This is a genomic window from Microbispora catharanthi (assembly GCF_006334915.2).
Classification (GTDB): domain Bacteria; phylum Actinomycetota; class Actinomycetes; order Streptosporangiales; family Streptosporangiaceae; genus Microbispora; species Microbispora catharanthi.
Window position 1 is genome coordinate 384,202 of record NZ_VDMA02000002.1, and the last position, 23,281, is coordinate 407,482.

The following is a 23,281-nucleotide window of genomic DNA, read 5'->3' on the forward strand; positions in this document are numbered from 1 at the left end:
GCACCATGGACCAGCGACTAGTCGGGCGCAGCGGTCTGTCGGTGTCCAGGATCGGGCTCGGCACGATGACCTGGGCCCGCGACACCTCCGCCGAGGAGGCGACGGCGCAGCTCACCGCCTTCGCCGAGGCCGGCGGCACGCTGATCGACACCGCCGACGTGTACGGCGGCGGCGACGCCGAGCGCCTGATCGGCCGGCTCATCCGCGACGTGGTTCCGCGCTCGGAGCTGGTCATCGCCACAAAGGCCGTGCTCACCCCGGGAGGCGAGCACGACGCCTCCCGCCGTCACCTCATCCGCGCGCTCGACGCCTCCCTGGCCCGGCTCGGGCTGGAGGAGGTCGACCTGTGGCAGCTCCACGCGTTCGACCCCCGGGTGCCGCTGGAGGAGACGCTCGCCGCCGTCGACTTCGCCGTCTCCACCGGGCGTACGGCCTACGCGGGCGTGTGCAACTACACGGGTTGGCAGCTCGCCGCCGCCGCCACGTGGCAGCGGTGCGGCGACTCGCGGGCCCCGATCGTCGCGGCGCAGGTGGAGTACTCCCTGCTGGCCAGGGACGCCGAGGAGGAACTGCTGCCGGCCGCCGGGCACGTGGGCGCCGGTGTCCTCGCCTGGTCGCCGCTGGGACGCGGCGTGCTGACCGGCAAATACCGCACCGGCATTCCCGCGGACTCCCGCGCCGCCACCCCGCACTTCGCCGAGTTCGTCCGCCCATACCTGGACGAACGGTGCCGCAGCATCGTGGAGTCGGTGACCACGGCGGCCGAGGGGCTCGGCGTGTCGCCGCTCGCCGTGGCGCTCGCCTGGGTGCGCGACCGCCCGGGCGTGTCGTCCGCGATCGTCGGCGCGCGCACCCACGCGCAGCTCCTCGGCGTGTTGCAGGCCGAGAAGCTGACACTGCCGTGGGAGATCCGCGAGGCTCTGGACGACGTCTCCGACCCCTGATCGCCGCCCCGGATGTGGGAGGCGAACGAGAATCGTCCTCACGTATCACACATCGATACCGAACTGCAACTTTCTACTGCATAACCCCGCGCTCCGGCGAAGAGTGGCGGGTATGTCGGGGGATGGACCAGAGCACTGCGGAAGGGGACACATGGGGATCGTAGGCAAGGCCTCCGCGATCTCCGCCGGGGCTCTCGCGATCACCCTGGCCGGAGGACTCCCTCTCGCCGCATCCCCGGCACAGGCGCTCGACTGCACGGGCGGCGGCGGCCTGGTCTCGGGCATCACCGGCGGCGTCTGCTCCCTGGTGGACGGCGTGAGCCGCCTTGCGGACGGCGTCACCGACGTCGCGGACAAGGCCACCGGCGGGGTGACGGCACCGGTCACGAAGGCCGTGGACGACACGCTGAAGACGACCACCGAAGCCACGGGCACCGCGGTGAACGACGTCGGCAAGGCGGTCGACACGGCCGGACAGACGCTCACCGGGGCGGCCGGCACCGCGGCCGGTGCGGCGAGCGGAGCGGCGGACGACGCGAGCGGAGCGGTGAGCGGAGCGACCGGAGCTCTGACGGGCGACGGATCCGGAGCCGCCCACAGCCCCGCCCCCGGCGTCCAGAAGCTCACCGACGGGCTGACCCGCGCCGTCCAGGACACCTGCCTGCCCCTGGTCGCCGGCGAGGACTGCGCGTCCCATGAGCACCGCGAGAGCGGCGAGGGCGCGCGGAGCGCCGGAAAGACGCGGCCGGCCGACAACAAGGCGACACGGCCCAAGGCGCCCATGACACCCGAGGGCACCCTTTCGCCCGAGCCGTACCGGCCGCGTCTCGTCGCGGCGCTCGACGACGTGCCGGAGACGGGCCGCGCGGCGAAGGTGGACCCCGACGAGGACGGCGTGATCCCCCTCCTGTGGCCCGGGCAGAGGATGCCCGAACTGCCCGGACTACGCGGCGATTCGGCGGGGGCGCGCGCTCGGGGCCACCGGTCCTACGACGCGGCGGGGACGGCCCTCACCGCGGCTCTGCTGCTTTCGGCGCTGCTCGCCACCCGCGTGGTCTCGGCCCGGCGGGCACGCGCCGGGCAGCAGGAGCCGGACGAGTCGATCCCGTTCGAGGGCGGCCTGCGGCTGCCGGGGAAGGCGGGCCGCCACCGGCTCGCCTGAGGGCGACACGCGTGGGCCGGGCCTGAGCTACTTCTTGCCGGTTGATGGGTTGATACGAACCCGTGCCGGGTGATCGCGCATCAACCGCAGACCGGGTTATCCATGCCGTGGAGGCACCGCGAGGTGCCCGGGGCCACGGAAGGAGCAGCTCGAGATGAGATGGAGCATCGTCCTCAAGGCGCTGGCCGTCCCGGCGGCGGCCGTCGTGCTGACGACGACGGCGACCGGCGCGGTCGCCGGATCGGGAGACGGGCCGGGGTTGGGGTCGGGGTCGGCGCCCGGATCGGGGTCGGTGTCCGGATCGGCGTCCAGGTCGGCGTCGGGCCGGACCGGCACGGTGCGGCCCGACGACATCCCGCGGGGCGGGACCGCCAAGCTCCCGCCCCGCGCCTCCGACTCGCTGTGCGACCGGGGCCGGAAGAGCGCGCAGACGTGTGACGGGACCGACCCGATCCGGAGCCGCTGCGCCGACGGGGCGTACACCGTGGCGAGTTCGCCGCTCTGGTATCACGACGGCCGCGGACGGGCCACGCGGCCCGCCGGCGCCACCGTCGAGTTGCGGTACTCCCCCCGGTGCGGGACCAACTGGTCGCGGGTCACGCTCGACGAGGGGCGCACTGCGCCTGTGCGCGTTCTCGTGTGCCGGGGCGAGGGCTCCGGCGACTGCACCGAGACCTACGCGACCCGCGGTGGCACCGCGTACTCCGACCAGCTCTACGCGAAGGACGTGGAGGCGACGGCGTACGCGCTGTGCTGCGGCACCTCGCCGGACATCGCCTCCGCCTGGGCCCGGGGCTGAGCCCGCCGCGGAACCGTCGATCCGCCGCCCGTACGCCGCCTCGTGCGGGGGAGCCGGGCGCGGGAACGGGGGCCGGCCCCACGGCCGTCCGGCCTCATCGCACGCCCGCGAGGAGCCGAGGGCGGAGCGCGCGAGGCGAGGGGGCGCGCGCGGGTGTGCGGGGTCAGCGGGCGCAGCGGGTTCTCGCGTGGGGGCCTTCCCCTTGCCCGGTGACCACCCAGCCCTCCACCCAGACGCATCCGCGCGCGAGGGAGAGCATGTCCCCGTAGGCGCCAGGCGGCGTGTTGTTCGACCATTGGGAGCGCACCTGGGCGCTGTCCGCCGGACGATGCGCGGCGAGCCACACCGTGTAGAGATGCGGATTGTCGAAGTACGCCGAGGCCCAGGCCGTGTCGCAGTCGGGATTGCGCCGCAACCGCAGCGTCCCGAAGCGGGTGCCGTCGGGCAGGTTCAGCGGGACGGCGTCGAGTATGTCGACCGCCTCGAGGTCGTCTGCGCACCCGCGGGCCCGGGGGTCGTCGCCGTCCATGTCCTCGGCCCGGCTCCCATCCCCCGCCCTGTCGGTGACGTGCTGGTTACGCGAGGTCCAGCCGGGCGCGAGCCCCACGCCGCGCATGGCGGCGGCCAACGCCACCCCGCCGGCGAGCACGACGACTGCGGCGAACACGAGCAGGCGCCCGCGCCGCCGCACCCAGGCCGCGAGGCCGCCGTCGTGCGCGCTGCCCCGCCCGCCACCGCGAACTCCGCCGTGTTCGGCCGGTGAGACCACCTCGGCGGCGCCGCGAGCCGGGGACGAAGGCCCTTCACCGGCCGGGGCCGGTTCCGGCGGTTCCGCCGTCCGCCCCGAGATCTCCTCGCTGACCCGATGCCAGCGCCGCGCCCACGCGTCCTCGTCGCCCCCGCAGGCCTGTACGAAGGCGAGGGTGACCTCCAGGCTCGGGAAGACACGGCCGCCCGCGGCCCGTGACAGCACCGTTGCCGAGTAGTGCGCCCTCTCCGAGAGGGCCCGGTAGGTGGGCGACCCGGCCTCCTCGCGCAGCCGCCGCAACGCGACGGCGAACGCCTGTACGGGCCCATCCTCGGGGCTGAGGTCGCGCTCTGGTCGTCCCATGGTCCCCACACGAGTTCGGCGGCCACGTCGCCACGGGCGCCGCCGTCCGGGGGCGTACGGGGACGGGGCGGCCCGGGCACCACGCTCGCGTCTGACGGTCCATGCCCGCTCCGGAGAACGGGCGGGCGTCAGACACGCCCAGATGCTAAGCGCAGGGACGGGCCGCGGCAAGATTCGCAAGCCGCCGCGGCCCGTGCGCCCGCCCGACGCGAGAGGCGGGATGTCGCGAACGGGGTGCCGTCAGGCGCCCATCGCGTGCACGCCGCCGTCGACGTGGACGATCTCACCGGTGGTGGCGGGGAACCAGTCGGACAGCAGCGCGACGCACGCCTTGGCGGCGGGGGCGGTGTCCGCCAGGTCCCAGCCGAGCGGCGCGCGCTCCGGCCAGGAGTCCTCGAACTCCTTGAACCCGGGGATGCTCTTGGCCGCCATCGTGCGCAGCGGGCCGGCGGCGACGAGGTTGACCCGGATGCCGTGCTTGCCCAGGTCCCGGGCGAGGTAGCGCGAGCACGACTCCAGCCCGGCCTTGGCCACGCCCATCCAGTCGTACACGGGCCACGCCTTGGTGGCGTCGAAGTCGAGGCCGACGACCGCGCCGCCGTCCTTCATAAGCGGCAGGCAGGCGACGGCGAGCGACTTGAACGAGAACGTCGACACGTGGACCGCCGTGGCGACGTCCTCCCACGAGGTGTTGAGGAAGTTGCCGCCCAGGCAGGACTGCGGCGCGAATCCGATGGAGTGGACCACCCCGTCCAGCCCGTCGAGGTGCGCGCCGACGCGGTCGGCGAGCGCGTCGAGGTGATCGTTGTTCTGGACGTCCAGCTCGATCACCGGAGGCGGCTCGGGCAGCCGCTTGGCGATGCGCTCGACCAGGCTCAGGCGGCCGAAACCGGTCAGCACGACCTGGGCGCCCTCCTCCTGCGCCAGCTTGGCCACGTTGAAGGCGATCGACGCGTCGGTGAGGACGCCGGTGACCAGCAGTCGCTTCCCGTCCAGCAAACCCATGTCCAGCTCCAGTCAGTCGGGTGTCCGGCTCAGTGGCCCATGCCGAGGCCGCCGTCGACGGGGATGACCGCCCCGGTGATGTAGGAGGCGTCGTCGCTCGCCAGGAACCTCACGACCCGGGCGATCTCCTCGGCCTGCGCCTGCCGCCCGAGCGGGATGCTCTTGCGGATCTGCTCCTGCTGCGTCTCGTCGAGCACCGCGGTCATGTCGGTCTCCACGAACCCGGGCGCGACCACGTTGACCGTGATGCCGCGCGAGCCGAGCTCGCGGGCCAGCGACCGGCCGAAGCCGACCAGGCCGGCCTTGGAGGCGGCGTAGTTGGTCTGGCCGGCGGAGCCGGACAGGCCGACGACGGAGGAGATCAGGATGATGCGCCCGCGCCGCAGGCGCAGCATGGGCCGCACGGCCCGCTTGGCGACGCGATAGGCGCCGGTCAGGTTCGTGTCGATGACGTCGGTGAAGGTCTCCTCCTTCATCATCGGCAGCAGCGTGTCCTTGGTGATCCCCGCGTTGGCGACGACCACCTCGACCGGGCCGTGCTCGGCCTCGGCCTTCTCAAAGGCGGCGTCGACGTCGGCGGAGCTCGTCACGTCGCAGCGAACCCCGAACAGCCCCTCCGGGGGCTCGCCGGAACGGTAGGTGACGGCGACGGCGTCTCCCGCGGCGGCGAGCTCGCGGGCGATCGCGAGGCCGATGCCGCGATTTCCGCCGGTGACGAGTACAGAGCGAACCATGCGACCGACCGTATCGGCTACTTGGGGGTAGTCCACTTGTCCGCAGGGCACAAGATCACAGGGTTAGGATCGTGGACATGCGCCAGATCGACCCCGACTTCCTCGCCCTGCCACTGCGGCGGCTGGCGGACGCGGCCCTGCAGCGCGCCCGTGACCTGGGAGCCGAGCACGCCTCGTTCCGGCTCGAACGCGTGCGCGCCGAGACGCTGCGCCTGTTCGACGCCCGGCTCGAGGGGTCCTCGGACGCCGACGACCTGGGCTTCGCCGTACGGGTGATCAAGGACGGCACATGGGGCTTCGCCTCCGGGATCGAGCTGACCCCGGAGGCGGCGGCCCGGGCCGCCGAGGAGGCCGTGCGGGTGGCGGCGGTCAGCGCGCCCATCAACCGCGAGCCGGTGGAGCTCGCCTCCGAGCCGGTGTACGACGACGTGACCTGGGTGTCGGCCTACAAGGTCGACCCGTTCGACGTGCCGCTGCCGGACAAGGCGGCGCTGCTCGCGGAGTGGTCGTCCGGCCTGCTCGGCAGGGTCGACCACGTCTCGGCCTCGCTCATGCAGGTCAAGGAGCAGAAGTTCTACGCCGACACGGCGGGCACGGTGACCACGCAGCAGCGCGTGCGGCTGCACCCCGTCCTGACCGCGATGCGGGCCGACGGCGACCGGTTCGACGACATGCGCACGCTGGCCCCGCCCGTCGGCCGGGGGTACGAGTACCTGACCGGCACCGGCTGGGACTTCCCCGCCGAGCTGGCCGAGATTCCCGACCTGCTCGACGAGAAGCTCAAGGCGCCCTCGGTCGAGGCCGGGCCGTACGACCTGGTGATCGACCCGTCGAACCTGTGGCTGACGATCCACGAGTCGATCGGCCACGCGACCGAGCTGGACCGGGCGCTCGGCTACGAGGCGGCCTACGCCGGCACCTCCTTCGCCACCTTCGACCAGCTCGGCAGCCTGCACTACGGCTCGCCTGTGATGAACGTGACGGGCGACCGCACGGTCGAGCACGGCCTGGCCACCGTCGGCTGGGACGACGAGGGCGTGGCCGGCCAGTCGTTCGACATCGTCCGCGAGGGCACGCTGGTGGGCTACCAGCTCGACCGGCGGATGGCGCTGCTGAAGGGCCTCGGTCGGTCGAACGGCTGCGCGTTCGCCGACTCCCCCGGGCACGTGCCGATCCAGCGGATGGCCAACGTGTCGCTCCGGCCGGCGGCCGACGGCCCCTCCACCGACGAGCTGATCTCGCGGGTCGAGCGCGGCGTCTACGTCGTCGGCGACAAGAGCTGGTCGATCGACATGCAGCGGTACAACTTCCAGTTCACCGGCCAGCGGTTCTACCGCATCGAGAACGGCCGCCTGGCCGGTCAGCTGCGCGACGTGGCCTACCAGGCGACCACGACGGACTTCTGGCGCTCCATGGAGGCCGTCGGCGGCCCGGAGACGTACGTGCTCGGCGGCGCCTTCAACTGCGGCAAGGGCCAGCCGGGTCAGGTCGCGCCGGTGAGCCACGGCGCCCCTGCGGCGCTGTTCCGCGGCGTGCGGATCCTCAACACTGCCCAGGAGGGTGGGAAGTGACCGACATGGTGACCACACCGCAGGAGACGGTGGAGCGGGCGCTCGCGCTGAGCGAGGCCGACGGCTGCGTCGTCATCGTGGACGAGGGCTCGACCGCCAACCTGCGCTTCGCCGGCAACACGCTGACGACCAACGGGGTCGCGCGCTCGTCCCAGATCACCGTGATCTCCGTCGCGGGCGCCGGGGTGGGGGTCGTCTCGCGCTCCGCCGTACGGGCCGACCAGCTGGCCGACGTGGTGGCCGCGGCGGACCGCGCCGCGCGGGAGGCCCGGCCGTCGGAGGACGCCCGGCCTCTGGTGGAGGGCACCGCCGGTGCGGGCTGGGAGCGCCCGGTGGAGCCGACCTCCATCGGCGTGTTCGGGGATTTCGCCCCCGCGCTCGGCGAGGCGTTCGCCGCCGCCGACGCCTCGGGACGCAGGCTGTACGGCTTCGCCGAGCACAGCGTGACCTCGACGTTCGTCGGATCGTCCACGGGCCTGCGGCTGCGTCACGACCAGCCGACCGGGCGGCTCGAACTGAACGCCAAGTCGGCGGACATGACGCGCTCCGCGTGGACGGGCGTGGCCACTCGCGACTTCTCCGACGTGGACGTGGCCGCCCTGGACGAGACGCTCACCCGGCGGCTCGACTGGGCCAAGCGGCGGATCAGCCTGGAGCCGGGCCGCTATGAGACGCTCCTGCCGCCGACGGCGGTCTCCGACCTGATGATCTACCTGTACTGGGCGGCCGGCGCGCGGGACGCCGCCGACGGCCGCACGGTGTTCTCCCGGCCGGGCGGCGGCACCCGTGTGGGCGAGCGGCTCTCGACACTGCCGATCTCGCTGCACAGCGATCCGGCGCGGGCCGGCGTCGAGTGCGCGCCGTTCGTCGTCGCGCACTCCTCCAGCCGGGAGCAGTCGGTGTTCGACAACGGCCTGCCCCTGGCCCACACCGAGTGGATCAGCGACGGCACGCTGGCCAACCTCGTGCAGACCCGGCACTCCGCCGGGCTGACCGGGCTCGCCACCACCCCGCAGATCGACAACCTGATCATGACGGGCCCGGAGGACGGCCGCTCGCTGGAGGAGATGATCGCCTCGACCGAGCGGGGCCTGCTGCTGACCTGCCTGTGGTACATCCGCGAGGTCGACCCGCAGTCGCTGCTCCTGACCGGGCTGACCAGGGACGGCGTCTACCTGGTCGAGAACGGCGAGGTCGTGGGCGAGGTCAACAACTTCCGGTTCAACGAGTCGCCGGTCGACCTGCTCGGCCGCCTCAGCGAGGTGGGCCCGAGCGAGCAGACGCTGCCGCGCGAGTGGAACGACTGGTTCACCCGCGCCGTCATGCCGCCTGTCCGGGTGCCCGACTTCAACATGTCGACGGTCAGCCAGGCCAGCTGAGCCGTTCTGTGACCGGAAACGGTCACCGCGCCGAGGTCCCACGGAGCCGGTCGAATGTCCCCGGCTCCTCCCCGCCGGTTGATCGGCATCGGCCGGGAGGCGCCATGGCCCCCGGGGAGTGACGCCCACCGTGGCCGGTGCGCTCCAGTGGCGGCTGAGCGCCTCCCCGGCTGCTCGGACATGAGCCGCCCATCCGACCGGCTCTGCGGACCGCGGACGGTGCCCGTCCCCAGTCACAGCACCAGGCCCTATTCGGTGTCCTCGAGACGGAAGCCGACTTTCATGCCGACCTGGAAGTGGGCCACCTCGCCGTCCACGATGTGCCCGCGCACCTCGGTCACCTCGAACCAGTCCAGGTGCCGCAGCGTCTGAGCGGCTCGCCTGACGCCGTTGCGGATGGCCTGGTCGACGCTCTCGGCCGAGGTGCCCACTATCTCGGTCACCCGGTAGGTGCGGTCCGACATCACGTCCTCCTGCCTGTGCCTGTCGCGTGATCGTATCGCCGTGCGGGAGTCACCCCCGCCATCCCCGGGGTCTACCGTGGAAATCGTGAATCCATGGCGCTGGTTGCGAAAAGACCGCCCGGTCGTTCACCAGGTGACGGACGCCCAGCCGTCGCTGTCCGACGACGTGCGCAAGCGGGAGATCAGTTACCTCATCAAGATGGGCATCCGGCTCGTGTGCCTCATTCTCGCGGTGGCTGTGCCGGCCCCCTGGCCCGTCAAGGCCCTGTTCGTCGCGGGGGCGGTTCTTTTGCCATACCTTGCCGTTATCGGGGCCAATCAGAGAGGTCACGAGCCTCCCCCGCCCCCGGACTTGACCTCGCCTAACCAAAACGAGATACCACGCCATCGACGCGAGATCGGGTCGTGACAAAGTCTTGACGCAACCCATGGGTTGGAGGTGTACAGTTTAGCCAAGCGCTCTGGTCCCCCGTCGGAGCGCTGGTGCCGGCGTTCCGGGCCCCCGTCGGAACGCCGATGAAGCGGCGCCGGGTGGTTTGCCCCCGTAACCACCCGGCGTCGCCCTTTTCTGACACTTTGCACAGGTCTCGACTTCGCACAGGTCTCACGGACCGGCCGTCGCGGTCGTCCCCGGCAGGGACGGCCCTTCCGCCGAGCGGCCCCCGGCGCCCGCCCTTCCCCTCTATGCGGCGCGCCGGGGCCGTGGAAGCCGGTGTCAGGAGTCGGGGGTGTCAGGGGCCGCGCGCGTCTGCGCGGTCGCCTCCGCCCAGTCCTTGGCCATCCGGGACAGCCGCTCCACCACATCCGGCGGCGCGCTGCCGGCCCCCTGCGCCAGTCCCACCAGGTAGGCGGTCAGCGGGGCGGCGGGCCGCGCCACTCCGTGCGCCACATCCCTGGTCAGGTCGAGCACCGCGGCCCGGTCCACCCGGGCGGGGTCGATGCCGAGCTCGCGGCAGACCAGTGCCGTCCATTCCTCCAACACGTTCACGCGCACTCCCTTCACCCGCGCCCTCGGGCCCGCTCGCGGGCCGCGCGGAGATCGTCGACGGTGTCGCAATCGAACCACGGCGGGGTCTCCCCGGGTGCCACCGGCGGGCGCACGAGCGCCGGCCCCAGCGGGCCGAGCAGCCCGCGCAGCGACCGCCCCTCGTACGCGCCGAGCGCGGCCCGCAACGCGGCCGTCCGCCAGGCACCGGTCAGCCACTGCTCGCGGCCCTCGTCGTCCACGAGCACCGCGCCCGCGCCGTTCTCCTCCACGGCCGCCAGGAGCGCCCTGACGTGGCCGGCGACGACGAACGGCAGGTCGGCGGCGAGCAGGACGACCAGTGGGGACGTCACCTCGGCGAGTCCGGCGCGCAGCGCCGGCACCGGCCCGCCGCCCGGCGGGTCCTCACGGGCGAACAGCACACCCGGCATGTCCCTGGGCGGGCCCACCACGACCACCGCGCGGGCGTCGCGGACCGCCGCCGCCACCCGCTCGACGAGGGGCAGCCCGCCGACGAGCGCACCCGGCTTGTCCGCCCCGCCGAGCCGCTCGGCCCGGCCCCCCGCCAGGATCACGGCGTCGTACGGCGGCGGGGAAGCCGCCTCACCGGCGCCGGTTCCGGAACGGGGACGCACGGGTGCTCCCTGAACTCTCTCTCGTGGCTCTCTCGATGGCTCTCTTGCGGCTCTCTTGGGGCTCCGTCAGCCGCCGATGGCCGACATCGGGCGGGCCGGTTGGAGGAACGCTGGGTCGTCGATGCCGTGCCCGGCCCTCTTCCCCCGCACCGCCGCGACCCACCGCGCCACCAGCTCATCGTCCGAGGCGCCCGAGCGCAGCGCCGAACGCAGGTCGGACTCCTCGGTGGCGAACAGGCAGTTGCGGACCTGGCCGTCGGCGGTGATCCGGACGCGGTCGCAGGCGCCGCAGAACGGCCGGGTGACCGAGCCGATCACGCCCACCCGGTGCGGACCGCCGTCCACCAGGAACAGCTCGGCGGGGGCGCTCCCCCGCTCGCGCGGGTCGTCCTCGGTGAGGTCGAAGGAGTCCTTCAGCAGCCCGAGGATCTCGTCGGCCGTGATCATGTCGTCGCGGCGCCAGCCGTGCTGGGCGTCGAGCGGCATCTGCTCGATGAAACGCAGCTCGTACCCCTGGTCGAGGCAGTAGCGCAGCAGCGGCGCGGCCTCGTGCTCGTTGACGCCGCGCATCAGCACCGTGTTGACCTTGACAGGCGTGAGGCCCGCCGCCGTCGCCGCGGCGAGCCCGTCCAGCACGTCGCGCAGCCGGTCGCGGTGCGCCAGCCGGACGAACACGTCGCGGTCGAGCGTGTCCAGCGAGACGTTGACGCGGTCGAGACCGGCCCGCGCGAGCGGCTCCGCGAGGCGGGCCAGGCCGATACCGTTGGTCGTCAGCGACACCTGGGGACGCGGGCGCAGCGCGGTGGTCGCGGCCACGATCTCGGCGAGTTCCCGCCGAAGCAACGGCTCGCCACCGGTGAAGCGGACCTCCCGGATGCCGAGCCGCTCCACGCCGACCGTCACCAGGCGGACGATCTCCTCGCCGGTGAGCAGTTCGGGCTTGGGCAGCCAGTCGAGGCCCTCGGGTGGCATGCAGTACGCGCACCGTAGGTTGCACCGGTCGGTCAGCGACACCCTCAGATCGGTCGCGACCCGGCCGAACGAGTCAACCAGCACGAGAGGACCTCCAACCCCAGAGAGCCTCAAGCCTAAGCCCTGCCGTCACGATGACGGCAACCTCGGTGTCCCCGGCGTGATTCCCTCACCCCGGGACGGAACGGGTCCGTTCCCGGAACGGGGTCGCGACGGTGCGCCGCCGTCGGCCGCTCCGCGTCCCCCGGCCACGACCGGCGAGCGGACCTCGGGCGGCCTGCGGACCTCGGGCGGCGTGTCCACCGCCGCGCGCGGTCACCGGTCGCGGCGGCGCTCGATCCGCTTGCGGTGGGCGACCTCCCGGCGGTGCTCGGCCAGCGCGCGCTCGCGCTCGCGCCGGTTCACGCGCGCCTGGCTCTTGGTGCGCTCCAGTTCGAGCCGCAGCGCCTCCTGAGCGGCCGTGCCGCGCCGCGTGACCCGGGCCGCCGCACGGGCGGCCAGCTTGGCCGCGCGCTTGGGATTGACCCGCCGCTCCCCGCGCTCCCCCACAGGTACGGCGGGGGCCGCCTCCGCGCGTTCGAGCAGGGCGACCCCGTGCCGCATGAGGAACTCGTACAGCTCGGGGTCGGTGGGTTCCGCGCCGAGGACGAACCGGGTCGCGCGGAGTTCGCCGTCCTCGACGATCTCCAGGACGCCCACCCAGAACGGGCTCTCGAAGTAGACGGACAGGGAAATCACGATGCCTCCACAGGTATGCCGACAGGCGGCTTGGCGAAGCCGCTTTCCGGCACACCGGACATCCTCCGAGGCTCCCCGAGGGGACACGAGAGGCGGATACGAGACCGCCGGCACCGGTTCCACACCAGTTCGCACCAGGGCCGGCGGGTGCCCGGGCTACCAACCGGGGACCGCGTTTTCGTGTGCGCGGCCCAGCTTAACGGCCGCCTCCCGCCACGGCCATCGCCTTCCCGGGACGCAGCACGGAGCACGGGGCAGACTGATGGGCATGGAACCGATCTCTCTCGACATGCGTGCCAGGGAACTGCTCGAACGCGCCGCCGCGTCCAGCGGGCGCGCGGCCGACACCGTGCACGGCGGCCACGAGCACGCGCTGCGCCAGACGCTGCTCGCCCTCACCGCCGGGACCGGCCTCGCCGAGCACGAGAGCCCGGGTGAGGCGACCCTGCTGGTGCTGCACGGTCATGTACGGCTGAGCAGCGGCGACGCCACCTGGGAGGGGCGGTCCGGCGATCTGCTGGCCATCCCCGACGCACGCCACGCGCTCGACGCCGTCGAGGACAGCGCGGTCCTGCTCACCGTCGTCAAACGCCCCTGATCGCGCCCGTCCAGGGACCTCTGGCAGGTCCTCATGACAGGTCGCCGGCCCCGGTGGTCCCCCGCCTCGCTCGATGCGGCCGCGGGCGGAAGGAACGGCTACACCGCCTGGAGGACGCAGCCCAGGGCGAGCAGCGCCAGGACCTTCACGAGCTCCAGCGCCACGTAATACAGGTGCGCCCTCGACCTGTGCCGCGCCGGATCCTCGCCGGACAGGACGCGGTCGGACCTGCGGTTGAGCGGCGGGCGTACGGCGGCGATCTGGATCACCAGGACGGCCGCGGCGACCGCCGTGAGCGCGACCGCGGGAATGGCGGGCGATCCGGTCGCGACCGCCACGATCACGACGACCGCCAGCACGGCCTCGGCGGCGTTGAGCGCGCGGAAGACGAGCCGGCCGATGCCGAGCCCGATCGGGACCGTCACCCCCGGAGCGCGGAACTTCAGCGGCGCCTCCAGGAAGGAGATCGCCAGCACCATTCCGAGCCAGACGAAGGTGGCCGCGCCGCCCACGGCGGCCGAGGCGGGGTTCATTCTCGCTCTCCTCTCGCGCACGCGAAACCGGCGGGGGCGGGCGGGGCCGCGCTCAGGTGGGCGTCCCGCCGGTCACGGTCCGCCCTCGCCCTCCCTCGCCCAGGGTTCCACGCGGGCCCCCCGGTTCCCGATCCAGGGTCACGTGCCAGCGGGAGATCGCGGCTCCCTGTCTTCCCCTCCGCGTGCCCTCTGTCCGCCCCTCCGGCGCCCTCATGACCCCGTGGCGCTCGTCAGCCGGACCGCCGGCACGGGTCCGATCGCGGCGCGGTCGCCGGCGTCACTTCCAGCCGGTCCGTCGCCGCAGCCAGGCCAGCGCCGCCCGGCCCTGCGCGAGCTGGAACGCGCGGAGCGTCGGCAGGCCCGGCGGCGGGGGGAGGCTTCCCCGCTGCAGGAAGAAACCGGTCACGGCGGCCAGGACCGCGGTGACCGCGTCGCCGTCCGCCTTCGCCGCGACCGGGTGACCGTCGAAGACCTCGGCGGGCGGCGGCCCGCCCTGCATGGCCACGCTCGGCAGCATCCCGAGCAGGTCGAACCACGGCGCCGCCAGGCACGCCCAGGGCCAATCCACCACGCGAACGCGCCCGTCCGCGGTGAGCAGCAGGTTGTCGGCCCGGAGGTCGGCGTGGGCCAGCGTGTCGCCCTCCACCGCCCGGCCCCAGGCCGCCTCCAGCTCCGCCAGCCGGTCCAGGTGCCGCCGGGCCCACGCGGCGTCGGATCCGTCCACGCCCAGGCCGTCCGGGCCGGCCGCCAGGCGCCGCCATCCCCGGTATTCCTCCGCGAGCCGCTCGGCGGCCGGCGGCACGGCCACGGGCGCGGGAGTGAGCGACTCGGCCAGCTCGGCCATCGCGCCGAGCACGAGGTCCAGCTCGGCCGGAACCCAGGGCTGGGCCGGCGTGCGGCCATCGACGTCCTCGAACAGCAGGACCACCCAGCCGTCCTCGTCGAACGACGCGAGCAGCCGGGGCGCGGGCGCCGCGGCCGGCAACGCCGCGGCCACCCGGGCCTCTGCCCGGTGGATGCCGGGGCTGACCGGGTTCGGCTCGGGCCCGACCGCCTTGACGAAGGCCCTGCCGCCACCCGCGAGCCGCAGGCGGGCCGCCACGCCCGGGGAGAATCCGCCCGGCTGGGTGACGGCCTCGGTCACGCGGTCGCCGAGGTGCAACTCGACGGCCAGCCGCAGGTGCGCGGGCACCGCGGCCCACGGCAGCCGTACGCCGCCGGCGGGCGGGGGCGGGCCGTCGTCATCGGGGCGGCGACGCCGCTCCTCCTCGTCCCGACAGCCGGGGTCCCGGGAATCGTCGCTCATCCCGGCATGATGGGCGGCGGGCGGGCAGGGCGGCAAACGACTTTCCGCCGCGATATTCGGTTGGGATTCCCGCCGGTCCCCGGCACAGTGGATCTCGATTGAGGAGGAGAACCACGATGCCGAAGCACATCGCCCCGAAGCTGCTGTCCTGGGCGAGCGAGATCGACGACGGGACGATCGACCAGGCCGCCCGGGCGGCGCGCCTGCCGTTCGTGCCCGGTCACGTCGCGCTCATGCCGGACGCGCACGTGGGCATCGGCGCGACGGTCGGCTCCGTCATCCCCACGGAGGGCGCGATCATCCCGTCCGCCGTCGGCGTGGACATCGGCTGCGGCATGGTCGCGACCGAGACCACGCTCACGGCCGCCGACCTGCCCGACTCGCTCGACCCGCTGATGCGGCTGGTGGAGCGGCGCATCCCGGCGGGCGTGGGCAAGGGGCACGACGACCGCGCGGTGGACCGCGCGCTCGGCGAGCTGGGCCGGCCGCACACCGGCCTGACGCCCAAGCAGGAGAACACCGTGGCCTGCCAGTTCGGCACCCTCGGCTCGGGCAACCACTTCGTGGAGGTCTGCCTCGACGAGCGCGACCGGGTCTGGACCGTGCTGCACTCGGGCTCGCGCGGGATCGGCAACCAGCTCGCCACCGCGCACATCAACGGCGCGAAGCGGCTCATGCGGAGCCTGGGTGTCGGGATGGAGGACTACGACCTGGCCTACTTCACCCAGGGCACCCCGGAGTTCACGGCGTACATCGAGGACATGCTGTGGGCACAGCGCTACGCCATGGCGTCGCGGGCGCGGATGGACAGGGTGCTGAGCGAGGCGCTGTTCCGCGTCGTCGGCGCCGGCGCCCGGGTCCGGACGATCAACTGCCACCACAACTTCACCCAGATGGAGACCCATCAGGGCAAGGAGCTGTGGATCACCCGTAAGGGCGCGATCAAGGCGGACACCGGAGACGAGGGCGTGATCCCGGGCTCGATGGGCACCCGGTCCTACATCGTGCGCGGGCGGGGCAACCCGCTGTCGTACAACTCCTGCTCGCACGGCGCGGGGCGCAGGATGTCCAGGAGCCGGGCCAAGCGCGAGCTGTCGCCGGCCTCGCTCAGGGAGGCGATGCGCGGCCGGACCTGGAACTCCGACCGGGCCGCCGCCCTGGTCGACGAGCACCCCGAGGCGTACAAGCCGATCGACCAGGTGATGGCGGACCAGAAGGACCTCGTGGAGGTCCGGCACACGCTGCGCCAGGTCTTCAACTACAAGGGATGAACGGAGGGGCGCCGCCGTTCCGCCCCCACGGTCTCGCGGGGCGCTGCGCCGGCTGGACGGGCGCCGGCCGGACGCAGGACGAGACCGCTCGCCACCCGGGCCGGGATCCGGTAGGGCGAGATGGTGAGGTCCTGCTCCGGCACGGTGTAGTCCAGCCGGGCAAGCCGCGGCGCGAGAGCCTCCAGCAGGCCCACGGTGACCGGCTCGCCCGGGCATCGGTGGCCGGCAGCCGGGTCGCCCCCGCCCTGCGGGATCAGGTCGTACGGGCCGACCTCACGCCCGACGAAGCGGCGCGGGTCGAACGCGCACGGATTCGGCCAGAGCGCCGGATCGTGGTTCTGGTCCCAGATGTCGAGCAGCACGAGCCAGTCGGCCAGGATCGGCTCGCCCTTCCAGGTGAGGTCCTTGACGGCCTTCCCCGCCACGAACGGCGCGAAGGGGTAGAAGCGCCGCACCTCGTGCGCGAACGCCTCGGCGTACGTGCCGTCGGCGTCCTCGGCCAGGCGGACCCGGGTGACCGGCCAGCAGTGCAGCGCGTGCGCGGCGAACGTGAGGAACCAGCTCACGGCGACGGTGGGGCGCACCAGGTTGAGCAGTTCGACCGCCGCGATCCGGGGCGCGAGCGGCTCCCCGTCGGGCTCCCGGTGGCGGGCGGCCACGGCGAGCGCCGAGGCGTCCGGCACCCGCACGGCCCCGCGGCGCACGTCCTCGACCAGTCCCGCCAGCCACGCCTCGCGGCGCCTGCGGGCGGCGCGGGCCCGCCAGTGCCGCGGGCCCGGTGACCCGAAGCCGTCGACCAGCGCGACGAGGTCGGCGGCGAGGGGCCCGGTCTCCTCCTCGGTGAGCGGGATGCCCGCCCACCGGCAGGCCCCCCGGGTGATGACGCGGGCGGCCTCGTCGAAGAGCACGACGTGTCCCCTGTCCGGCCACGTCGCCACCGCCGCGTCCCACGCCGCGGTGGTCTCGCCCACCAGAGCGGCGACGCTTTCCGGCGTCATGAGCGACAGGAACATGCCCTTGCGCGCCCGGTGCGCGGCCTGGTCGAGCGTGTGCACCGCGCCGTGGCCGAACAGCGTGCTCTTGATCGGCTCGGGCAGCGCGGGAGCCCGCTGGACGTGGTTGTCGTCGTAGAAGAAGCGGACGGCGTCCGGCCCGCGCAGCACGACGGCGCGCTGGCCCATCAGCCGGGTGTGGACCATCTCTCCCTGGGTCTCCCGCCAGCGGGCCGGCAGCCAGGCGTAGCCCTCGAGCAGCAGGAGCAGCGTGGTGTCGAGCAGCGGCATATCGTGCTGCCTGCCCCGATTCGCCCCGGGGAAACGGCCCACCGGGCCGGTACGGCGGTCAGCCCCGGATGCAGACGCCGCCGTTCAGCGTGAAGCCGGTGGGATCGGGGTTGGCGCCCGTGAGGGTGCCGTTGAAGCCGATCTGCAGCGACCCGCCGCCCTGGATCACCGAGTTCCACGGCATGGCCGAGGCGGTGACGTCCTTGCCGGACTGCGACCAGGCGGCCGACCAGCCGTTGGCGACCTTCTGTCCCGCGTCGGGAAGGACGAAGCGCAGCGTCCAGTTGTTCATCGGCGTCTGACCAAGGTTGATGATCTTCACGGTGGCCGAGAAGCCGCCGCTCCACGACCACGCCGTGTACTCGATCTTGCAACTGACCGGGGGCGGCGAGTACGTCGGGTAGCCTCCCGACGCCCGGGCCGTTATCAGGTCGGACGGCAGGCTGAGGTTGCCCGCGGCGTCCTGCGCCACCATGAAGTAGACGTACGACTGGCCGGTGACGAGGTTGCCCTCGGTGAAGTGCGTGCCGATGGCGGTGCCCACCGGGATCCAGGCGGTGTCGGTGCGCCGGTAGACGTCGTAGCCCGTGACGCCGACGTCGTCCGTGGACGGGGTCCAGCAGAACGACGTCCCCTTGAAGTCGGGCAGGCAGTCGGCCTGGATCCCGGCGGGCTTCGTCGGCGGGGTCGTGTCGCCGGTGCCGGGGCTCGGCGACACGGACATGCCGGTGACCGCCGCGGTGCTGAACGGCGCGGTCGGCCTGCTGGTGTTGCCCGCGGCGTCCTTGGCCACGATGTAGAACGTGTAGGTGCGGCCGATGGTCAGGCCGGTGATCACGGTAATCGTGGACGTGGTTGAGGTCGCCTTCACGAAACCGTCGGGCGTGAGGCGGTAGACCTCGTAGCCGGTGACGCCGACGTCGTCGGTGGACGCCGTCCAGCACAGGCCGACCACGCCCTGGGGCGTGCCGCCCGTGGGCAGGGGCGGCGGGCAGGGCCGCACCTCGCCCGGGGCCGTGGGCGGCGTGGTGTCCGTCCCGGGGGACCCGCTCGGCTGCGGCGTGGGTTCACCGGTGGACGCCGAAGCCGCGTACACCACACTCGTCGCGAGGACGGGCGGCGCGGCGATGTTGGCCGCAAGCAGCGCGGCGGCGACGGCGCCCGCCGCGGTCCACGCGGCCGGCCACGACAATCTGGACACGAGCCACCCTCCGGAACGACGATCCGCCGACGACATCGCCCGGATCATCAGGTCGGCGCCGCGGGCCCGTCAAGCTTGCTCGCATCCGTGCCGGTCGTTCCGTAAGGAATATGAAAGTTTCAGCGAGGTGGGCCGTTGTTACCGTCGCGGGATGAAGATCGTGGTCACCGGCGCGGCCGGTTTCATCGGAACTCGCGTCGCCGGGCTGCTGCGCGACGCCGGGCACGAGGTGCGGGGCTTCGACCTGCGCGGCGGCGAGGACGTCACGGCCGGTGACGTACGGGACGAGGACGCCGTCGGCCGCGCCATAGACGGCGCCGACGCCGTCGTGCACCAGGCGGCCAAGGTCGGCCTCGGCGTCGACGTGCGGGACCTCCCGGAGTACGTGTCGGTCAACGCGCTCGGGACCGCGGTGCTGCTCGCCGCGATGGCGCGGCGCGGGATCGCCCGGCTGGTCCTGGCGTCGTCGATGGTCGTCTACGGCGAGGGCGTCTACGACTGCGCGGAGCACGGCCGCCTGCGCCCCGGCCCCCGGGACGAGAAGGACCTGGCCGCGGGGCGGTTCGAGCCGGCGTGCGCGCGCTGCGGGCGGGCGCTGACGCCGGGGACCGTGGACGAGGACGTCCCGGCCGATCCGCGCAACGCGTACGCCACGAGCAAGCTCGCCCAGGAGCACCTGGCGGCCGGCTGGGCGCGTGAGACCGGCGGCGCGGCGGTCGCCCTGCGCTACCACAACGTGTACGGCCCCGGCATGCCGCGCGACACCCCCTACTCGGGGGTGGCCGCGATCTTCAGGTCCGCGCTGGAGGCCGGGCGGGCGCCATTGGTGTTCGAGGACGGCGGCCAGCGCAGGGACTTCGTCCACGTCGGGGACGTGGCGGCGGCCAACCTCGCCGCGCTTCACGCGCTGGAGTCCGCTCCGCCCGGGCGGCTTCGCGCGTACAACGTGGCCAGCGGCGAGCCCCGCACGATCGCCGACCTGGCGGACGCGCTCAGCGCGGCCCGGGGTGGACCGGCCCCCGAGGTCACCGGCCGCTACCGGCTCGGCGACGTGCGGCACATCGTGGCCTCCCCGGACCGCGCCGCCTCCGGTCTCGGCTTCCGGGCCCGGGTCCGGTTCGCCGACGGCATGCGCGAGTTCGCCTACGCGCCGCTGGCCGGCTGACCTACGGCCCACCTACCAGGGCGACCGGACGAACCCCTGCAGCAGCAGGCCTGCCACCGCCTGCACGGCCAGCAGACGGCGGTCTCCCGCGCGCCCGGCTCCCGTACGCCCGGCCGCCGCGACGATCCACAGGGCGTACGGCAGCCAGATCCGCTCCACCTCGCCCCGGGTGACGCCGCTGACGTCGAGGGCGAGCACCGCGGCCAGCGCCGCCACGGGCAGGATCCGCTCCCCGGCCCGCCCCGGCGCCGCCAGTCCGGCGGCGGCGGCGGGGCCGGTCACCAGGGCGAGCACGGCCAGGTCGGCGACCAGGAAGTACAGGTAAGGCCGGGCCGCGCCGGGGTCGGCCGCCCACTCGGCGTGGGTGGCGAGCACTCCGGCGGGCCACCAGAAGCCCCCGGCGGCGAACAGGGCGCTCACCCCCGCCATCCCGCCCAGGCAGGCGGCCACGGTCGTGCGCGGCACCTCCGCCGTGACCGCCGCCACGAGGGGGACGACCAGGTAGGGCACCAGGCCGTAGCTGAGGTAGGGCAGCGCGCCCAGGGCCAGCCCCGCGCCGAGGCCGAGCGTCACCCGGCCCGTCCGGCTCCGCGCGCCGAGCACCAGCAGCGCCGTCCCCCACGCCCCCACGCCCGCGAAGAACGCGTCCATGGTCGTCGCGATCCACACCGCCGCCGGGCACAGGGCGAGGTACGGCAGCGCCCGCCTGGCCGCCTCCTCCCCCGCGACGCGCCACACCGCCAGCCCGATCGCGACCGTGGCCGAGCATCCCGTCACGACCACGAGGACGGCGGCCCAGAACGGTCCCGGCAGCCCGGCGGCCGCCAGTGCCCACAGCACCAGCACCGGCAGCGGTGGATGGCCGCGCACGTGCGTGGGATAGGCCGGCAGGTCGCGGGTGAACCCGGCGAGCCAGCCGAGGGGGTCGTCGCCCACGGCCCCGAGCCCGGCCAGGTATTCCTGCGGATGGGTGAACGGCCACGCCAGCCCCTCCCCCGACACGGCCAGCAGGACCGTCCACGCGAGCGACGCGCCGAAGGCCGCCGCCAGCGCCGCGCGCATCGGCAGGTGCGCGGTCAGCCGGGGCAGCGCGGGGACCGCGACCACGGCGAAGGCCGCGGCCGGAAGCAGCGCGAGCGTGGGCAGGCGCGCCAGCGCGTGCAGCGGCGGGAGGTGGTCGATGCGCAGCACCCCTCGGGCGTGCAGCAGACCGCCCACCGCGAACGCGACCGCCACCAGCGCCGCCCAGGCCGCCAGTGCCCGTCGTCGTGTGATCACGGGCCACACGCTAGGCGCGCCGGAGCCGCCGTCCCCGCCTCGTGGACCGCCCCGTAGTCACTTCGTAAGAACTCGGCGGCCCCTGCGGCCCTAGCTTCTGCGACATGCAGATCGATGTGGTGCTTCCCTGCCTCGACGAGGCGGCGGCGCTGCCCTGGGTGCTCGGCCGGATGCCGGACGGCTGCCGCGCCATCGTGGTGGACAACGGGTCCACCGACGGGTCGGCCGAGGTCGCCGCCCGGCACGGCGCGCTCGTGGTGACCGAGCCCAGGCCGGGCTTCGGCGCCGCCTGCCACGCGGGCCTGACGGCCGCGACCGCCCCCCTCGTGTGCTTCATGGACGCCGACGCCTCCCTCGACCCTAGACAGGTCCCGTACGTCGCGGAGGGGGTGGTGAGCGGCGCGGCCGATCTGGTGCTGGGCCGCCGCAGGCCCGTCACCGGATCGGCGTGGCCTCCACACGCCCGGCTGGGCAACCGGGTGCTCGCCTGGCGGCTGCGCCGCCGCACCGGCGCCCCGCTGCACGACCTCGGCCCGATGCGCGTGGCCCGGCGTACGGCGCTGCTGGCCCTGGGCCTGCGGGACCGGCGGTTCGGCTACCCGCTGGAGATGGTGCTGCGGGCGAGCGAGGCGGGCTGGCGCATCGGCGAGGTCGAGGTCGACTACCTGCCGCGAGTGGGCCACTCGAAGGTGACGGGCACCGTACGCGGCACCGTGCGGACCGTCCGCGACATGTGGCGGGCGGCGTGACGCCGGCCACGAGCGGGAACGCGACCCAGATCGTCGTCATCGCCAAGGCGCCCGCCCCGGGGGCCGTCAAGACGCGGCTCACGCCGCCTTACACGGCGCGGGAGGCCGCCGCGCTCGCGGAGGCGGCGCTGCGCGACACGCTGTCGGCCGTCGCCGCGGCCCCCGCCGCGCGCCGGGTGCTGGCCCTGCACGGCGAGCCGGGGCCCTGGCTGCCGGCGGGGTACGACGTGGTCGCGCAGCGGGGCGACGACCTGGCCGCACGGCTGACCGCCGCCTTCGCCGACGCGTGGGCGGCCCTTCCCGTCCCGGTCGTGCTGATCGGCATGGACACCCCGCAGGTCACCCCCGCTCTGCTGGCCGAGGCCGGGCGGTTGCTGGGCGGGCACGAGATCGTGGTCGGCCCGGCCGCCGACGGCGGGTTCTGGCTGCTCGGGCAGCGCAGGCCCGATCCCGCGCTGCTGGCCGGGCTGCCGATGTCCCGGCCCGACACCGGGGCGCTGCTGATGGAGCGGATCCGCGCCGCGGGCGTGCGGGCCGCCCTGCTGCCCGAGCTGACCGACGTGGACACCGCCGCCGACGCGCGCGCGGTGGCCGCGCGGGTCCCCTCCTCACGGTTCGCGGCGACGCTGGCGGCCCTCGGCGCGGACGCCCCCGCGTGATCGGCCCCCTCTACGCCGAGTCGCTGGACGGCGCACGGGTCGAGGTCGAGTCGGCCGACGGCGGGACATGGCCGCTGGAGTCGTGGCGCTGGCTCCACGGCGCCGAGGGGGACGAGGCCATGCTCGCCCGCTGCGCCGACCCCACACTCGACGTCGGCTCGGGACCGGGGCGGCTGACCGTGGCGCTGACGAGGCGCGGAGTGCGGGCGCTCGGCATCGACGTCACCCCCCGGGCCGTCCGGCTCACCCGCCTGGCCGGCGGGCGGGCCCTGTGCCGTGACGTGTTCGGCCACGTGCCCGGCGCCGGCCGCTGGGGCACCGTGCTGCTGGCCGACGGCAACATCGGCATCGGCGGCGACCCCGACGCCCTGCTGCGGCGGGTCCGCGAGCTGCTCCGGCCCGGCGGCGAGGTCGTCGCCGAGCTCGATCCGCCCGGTGCCGCGACCCGCGCGGAACGGGTCCGGCTGCGCCGGGAGGGCAGGGTCACCGGGTGGTTCGCCTGGGCGCGGGTCAGCGTGTCCGACATCGCGCCGCTCGCCGGGCGCACCGGCTTCCGCCCGGAGGAGGTGTGGACCGAGGCCGGCCGCTGGTTCTCCGTCCTGAGCCGGCCCCGTTGAGACAGGCCGGAGCGAGGCAGGCCGGAGTTTTGACCGCCGATGACGGGAAACGGGGGCGACGGTCCCGGTCCGTGCGGCGGCACCGCCGATAGCCTGCGCGGGGAGCAGGCGGAAGCGGACGA

Annotated in this window: 25 protein-coding genes; 12 read left to right on the forward strand and 13 right to left on the reverse strand. The window is 74.1% G+C overall.

All coding sequences use genetic code 11. From position 1 onward, the window contains the following. Positions 1-5: 5 nt before the first annotated feature. The 3 genes from FH610_RS04925 to FH610_RS04940 all read left to right on the forward strand — a co-directional run bounded on the left by FH610_RS04925 (position 6) and on the right by FH610_RS04940 (position 2,905). Positions 6-944: an aldo/keto reductase gene (locus FH610_RS04925; RefSeq protein WP_139573049.1), complete on the forward strand. Its 939-nt coding sequence runs from the start codon at positions 6-8 to the stop codon at positions 942-944. Positions 945-1,095: 151 nt separating this feature from the next. Next, positions 1,096-2,106 carry a hypothetical protein gene (locus FH610_RS04930; protein ID WP_139573050.1) on the forward strand — a complete coding sequence of 337 codons (1,011 nt, stop codon included), beginning with the start codon at positions 1,096-1,098 and terminating at the stop codon, positions 2,104-2,106. A gap of 154 nt (positions 2,107-2,260) precedes the next feature. Further along, entirely contained in the window at positions 2,261-2,905 is a 645-nt protein-coding gene (locus tag FH610_RS04940) for a DUF2690 domain-containing protein (RefSeq protein ID WP_161627915.1), read from the forward strand. 163 nt (positions 2,906-3,068) lie between these two features. Here the strand turns inward: FH610_RS04940 and FH610_RS42720 are convergent, their stop codons facing one another. From FH610_RS42720 to fabG, 3 genes are all read right to left on the reverse strand, one after another. After that, positions 3,069-4,016 (reverse strand): helix-turn-helix domain-containing protein, encoded by a 948-nt coding sequence (locus FH610_RS42720; protein WP_161627916.1) that lies wholly within the window; start codon positions 4,014-4,016, stop codon positions 3,069-3,071. 240 nt (positions 4,017-4,256) lie between these two features. Then, positions 4,257-5,021: an enoyl-ACP reductase FabI gene (gene fabI, locus FH610_RS04950; protein ID WP_139573053.1), complete on the reverse strand. Its 765-nt coding sequence runs from the start codon at positions 5,019-5,021 to the stop codon at positions 4,257-4,259. Positions 5,022-5,050: 29 nt separating this feature from the next. Beyond that, on the reverse strand, positions 5,051-5,755 hold the full coding sequence (gene fabG, locus FH610_RS04955) for a 3-oxoacyl-[acyl-carrier-protein] reductase (protein ID WP_139573054.1): 705 nt from the start codon (positions 5,753-5,755) through the stop codon (positions 5,051-5,053). A gap of 77 nt (positions 5,756-5,832) precedes the next feature. Here fabG and FH610_RS04960 point away from each other — a divergent pair, with 77 nt between their 5' ends. Together FH610_RS04960 and FH610_RS04965 are read left to right on the forward strand one after the other, a co-directional pair. Then, on the forward strand, positions 5,833-7,326 hold the full coding sequence (locus tag FH610_RS04960; RefSeq protein WP_139573055.1) for a TldD/PmbA family protein: 1,494 nt from the start codon (positions 5,833-5,835) through the stop codon (positions 7,324-7,326). A 5-nt stretch (positions 7,327-7,331) separates the two neighbouring features. Beyond that, entirely contained in the window at positions 7,332-8,705 is a 1,374-nt protein-coding gene (locus tag FH610_RS04965) for a metallopeptidase TldD-related protein (protein WP_139573237.1), read from the forward strand. 248 nt (positions 8,706-8,953) lie between these two features. On the opposite strand, the gene FH610_RS04970 is transcribed toward FH610_RS04965, so the two are convergent. Further along, positions 8,954-9,169 (reverse strand): dodecin, encoded by a 216-nt coding sequence (locus tag FH610_RS04970; protein WP_139573056.1) that lies wholly within the window; start codon positions 9,167-9,169, stop codon positions 8,954-8,956. Between the two features lie 85 nt (positions 9,170-9,254). Between FH610_RS04970 and FH610_RS04975 the strand changes: the two genes are divergently transcribed. After that, entirely contained in the window at positions 9,255-9,578 is a 324-nt protein-coding gene (locus FH610_RS04975; protein WP_240808770.1) for a DUF3099 domain-containing protein, read from the forward strand. A gap of 306 nt (positions 9,579-9,884) precedes the next feature. Here FH610_RS04975 and FH610_RS04980 read toward each other — a convergent pair whose 3' ends face one another. From FH610_RS04980 to FH610_RS04995, 4 genes are all read right to left on the reverse strand, one after another. Next, entirely contained in the window at positions 9,885-10,157 is a 273-nt protein-coding gene (locus FH610_RS04980) for a DUF6457 domain-containing protein (protein WP_139573058.1), read from the reverse strand. A gap of 11 nt (positions 10,158-10,168) precedes the next feature. Then, entirely contained in the window at positions 10,169-10,789 is a 621-nt protein-coding gene (mobA, locus tag FH610_RS04985) for a molybdenum cofactor guanylyltransferase (RefSeq protein ID WP_205825557.1), read from the reverse strand. Between the two features lie 66 nt (positions 10,790-10,855). Beyond that, positions 10,856-11,845 (reverse strand): GTP 3',8-cyclase MoaA, encoded by a 990-nt coding sequence (gene moaA, locus FH610_RS04990; protein WP_139573059.1) that lies wholly within the window; start codon positions 11,843-11,845, stop codon positions 10,856-10,858. 231 nt (positions 11,846-12,076) lie between these two features. Next, complete coding sequence (locus FH610_RS04995) at positions 12,077-12,499, reverse strand: YjdF family protein (protein WP_205825558.1); 423 nt, start codon at positions 12,497-12,499, stop codon at positions 12,077-12,079. Positions 12,500-12,767: 268 nt separating this feature from the next. Here FH610_RS04995 and FH610_RS05000 point away from each other — a divergent pair, with 268 nt between their 5' ends. Beyond that, the gene (locus FH610_RS05000) at positions 12,768-13,097 is read left to right on the forward strand and encodes a cupin domain-containing protein (RefSeq protein ID WP_139573060.1); all 330 of its coding nucleotides are present in this window, start codon (positions 12,768-12,770) and stop codon (positions 13,095-13,097) included. A 98-nt stretch (positions 13,098-13,195) separates the two neighbouring features. Here the strand turns inward: FH610_RS05000 and FH610_RS05005 are convergent, their stop codons facing one another. After that, complete coding sequence (locus tag FH610_RS05005) at positions 13,196-13,630, reverse strand: hypothetical protein (RefSeq protein WP_139573061.1); 435 nt, start codon at positions 13,628-13,630, stop codon at positions 13,196-13,198. A 277-nt stretch (positions 13,631-13,907) separates the two neighbouring features. Further along, the gene (locus tag FH610_RS05010) at positions 13,908-14,936 is read right to left on the reverse strand and encodes an aminoglycoside phosphotransferase family protein (protein ID WP_139573062.1); all 1,029 of its coding nucleotides are present in this window, start codon (positions 14,934-14,936) and stop codon (positions 13,908-13,910) included. Positions 14,937-15,052: 116 nt separating this feature from the next. On the opposite strand from FH610_RS05010, the gene FH610_RS05015 reads away from it, so the two are divergent. Continuing rightward, the gene (locus FH610_RS05015; protein WP_139573063.1) at positions 15,053-16,207 is read left to right on the forward strand and encodes an RtcB family protein; all 1,155 of its coding nucleotides are present in this window, start codon (positions 15,053-15,055) and stop codon (positions 16,205-16,207) included. Here the strand turns inward: FH610_RS05015 and FH610_RS05020 are convergent. Together FH610_RS05020 and FH610_RS05025 are read right to left on the reverse strand one after the other, a co-directional pair. Further along, positions 16,195-17,490, reverse strand: coding sequence for a cytochrome P450 (locus FH610_RS05020; protein ID WP_139573064.1), 1,296 nt, complete (start codon positions 17,488-17,490; stop codon positions 16,195-16,197). The two genes, FH610_RS05015 and FH610_RS05020, sit on opposite strands and share 13 nt — an antisense overlap. 58 nt (positions 17,491-17,548) lie before the next feature. Next, a complete protein-coding gene (locus FH610_RS05025) occupies positions 17,549-18,691 on the reverse strand; it encodes a cellulose-binding domain-containing protein (protein WP_161627917.1) in 1,143 nt (380 codons plus the stop codon). Between the two features lie 151 nt (positions 18,692-18,842). Here FH610_RS05025 and FH610_RS05030 point away from each other — a divergent pair, with 151 nt between their 5' ends. Next, a complete protein-coding gene (locus FH610_RS05030; RefSeq protein ID WP_139573066.1) occupies positions 18,843-19,856 on the forward strand; it encodes an NAD-dependent epimerase/dehydratase family protein in 1,014 nt (337 codons plus the stop codon). 12 nt (positions 19,857-19,868) lie between these two features. Here the strand turns inward: FH610_RS05030 and FH610_RS05035 are convergent, their stop codons facing one another. Then, positions 19,869-21,134 carry a hypothetical protein gene (locus FH610_RS05035; RefSeq protein WP_139573067.1) on the reverse strand — a complete coding sequence of 422 codons (1,266 nt, stop codon included), beginning with the start codon at positions 21,132-21,134 and terminating at the stop codon, positions 19,869-19,871. A gap of 104 nt (positions 21,135-21,238) precedes the next feature. Here FH610_RS05035 and FH610_RS05040 point away from each other — a divergent pair, with 104 nt between their 5' ends. Genes FH610_RS05040 through FH610_RS05050 form a run of 3 tightly spaced genes read left to right on the forward strand, consistent with a single transcriptional unit; the run spans position 21,239 to position 23,159 of the window. Beyond that, the gene (locus FH610_RS05040; RefSeq protein WP_139573068.1) at positions 21,239-21,883 is read left to right on the forward strand and encodes a glycosyltransferase family 2 protein; all 645 of its coding nucleotides are present in this window, start codon (positions 21,239-21,241) and stop codon (positions 21,881-21,883) included. Then, entirely contained in the window at positions 21,880-22,542 is a 663-nt protein-coding gene (locus tag FH610_RS05045) for a TIGR04282 family arsenosugar biosynthesis glycosyltransferase (protein ID WP_139573069.1), read from the forward strand. Before FH610_RS05040 ends, FH610_RS05045 begins: the two co-directional genes overlap by 4 nt. Next, entirely contained in the window at positions 22,539-23,159 is a 621-nt protein-coding gene (locus FH610_RS05050) for a methyltransferase domain-containing protein (RefSeq protein WP_205825559.1), read from the forward strand. Before FH610_RS05045 ends, FH610_RS05050 begins: the two co-directional genes overlap by 4 nt. Positions 23,160-23,281 lie beyond the last annotated feature (122 nt).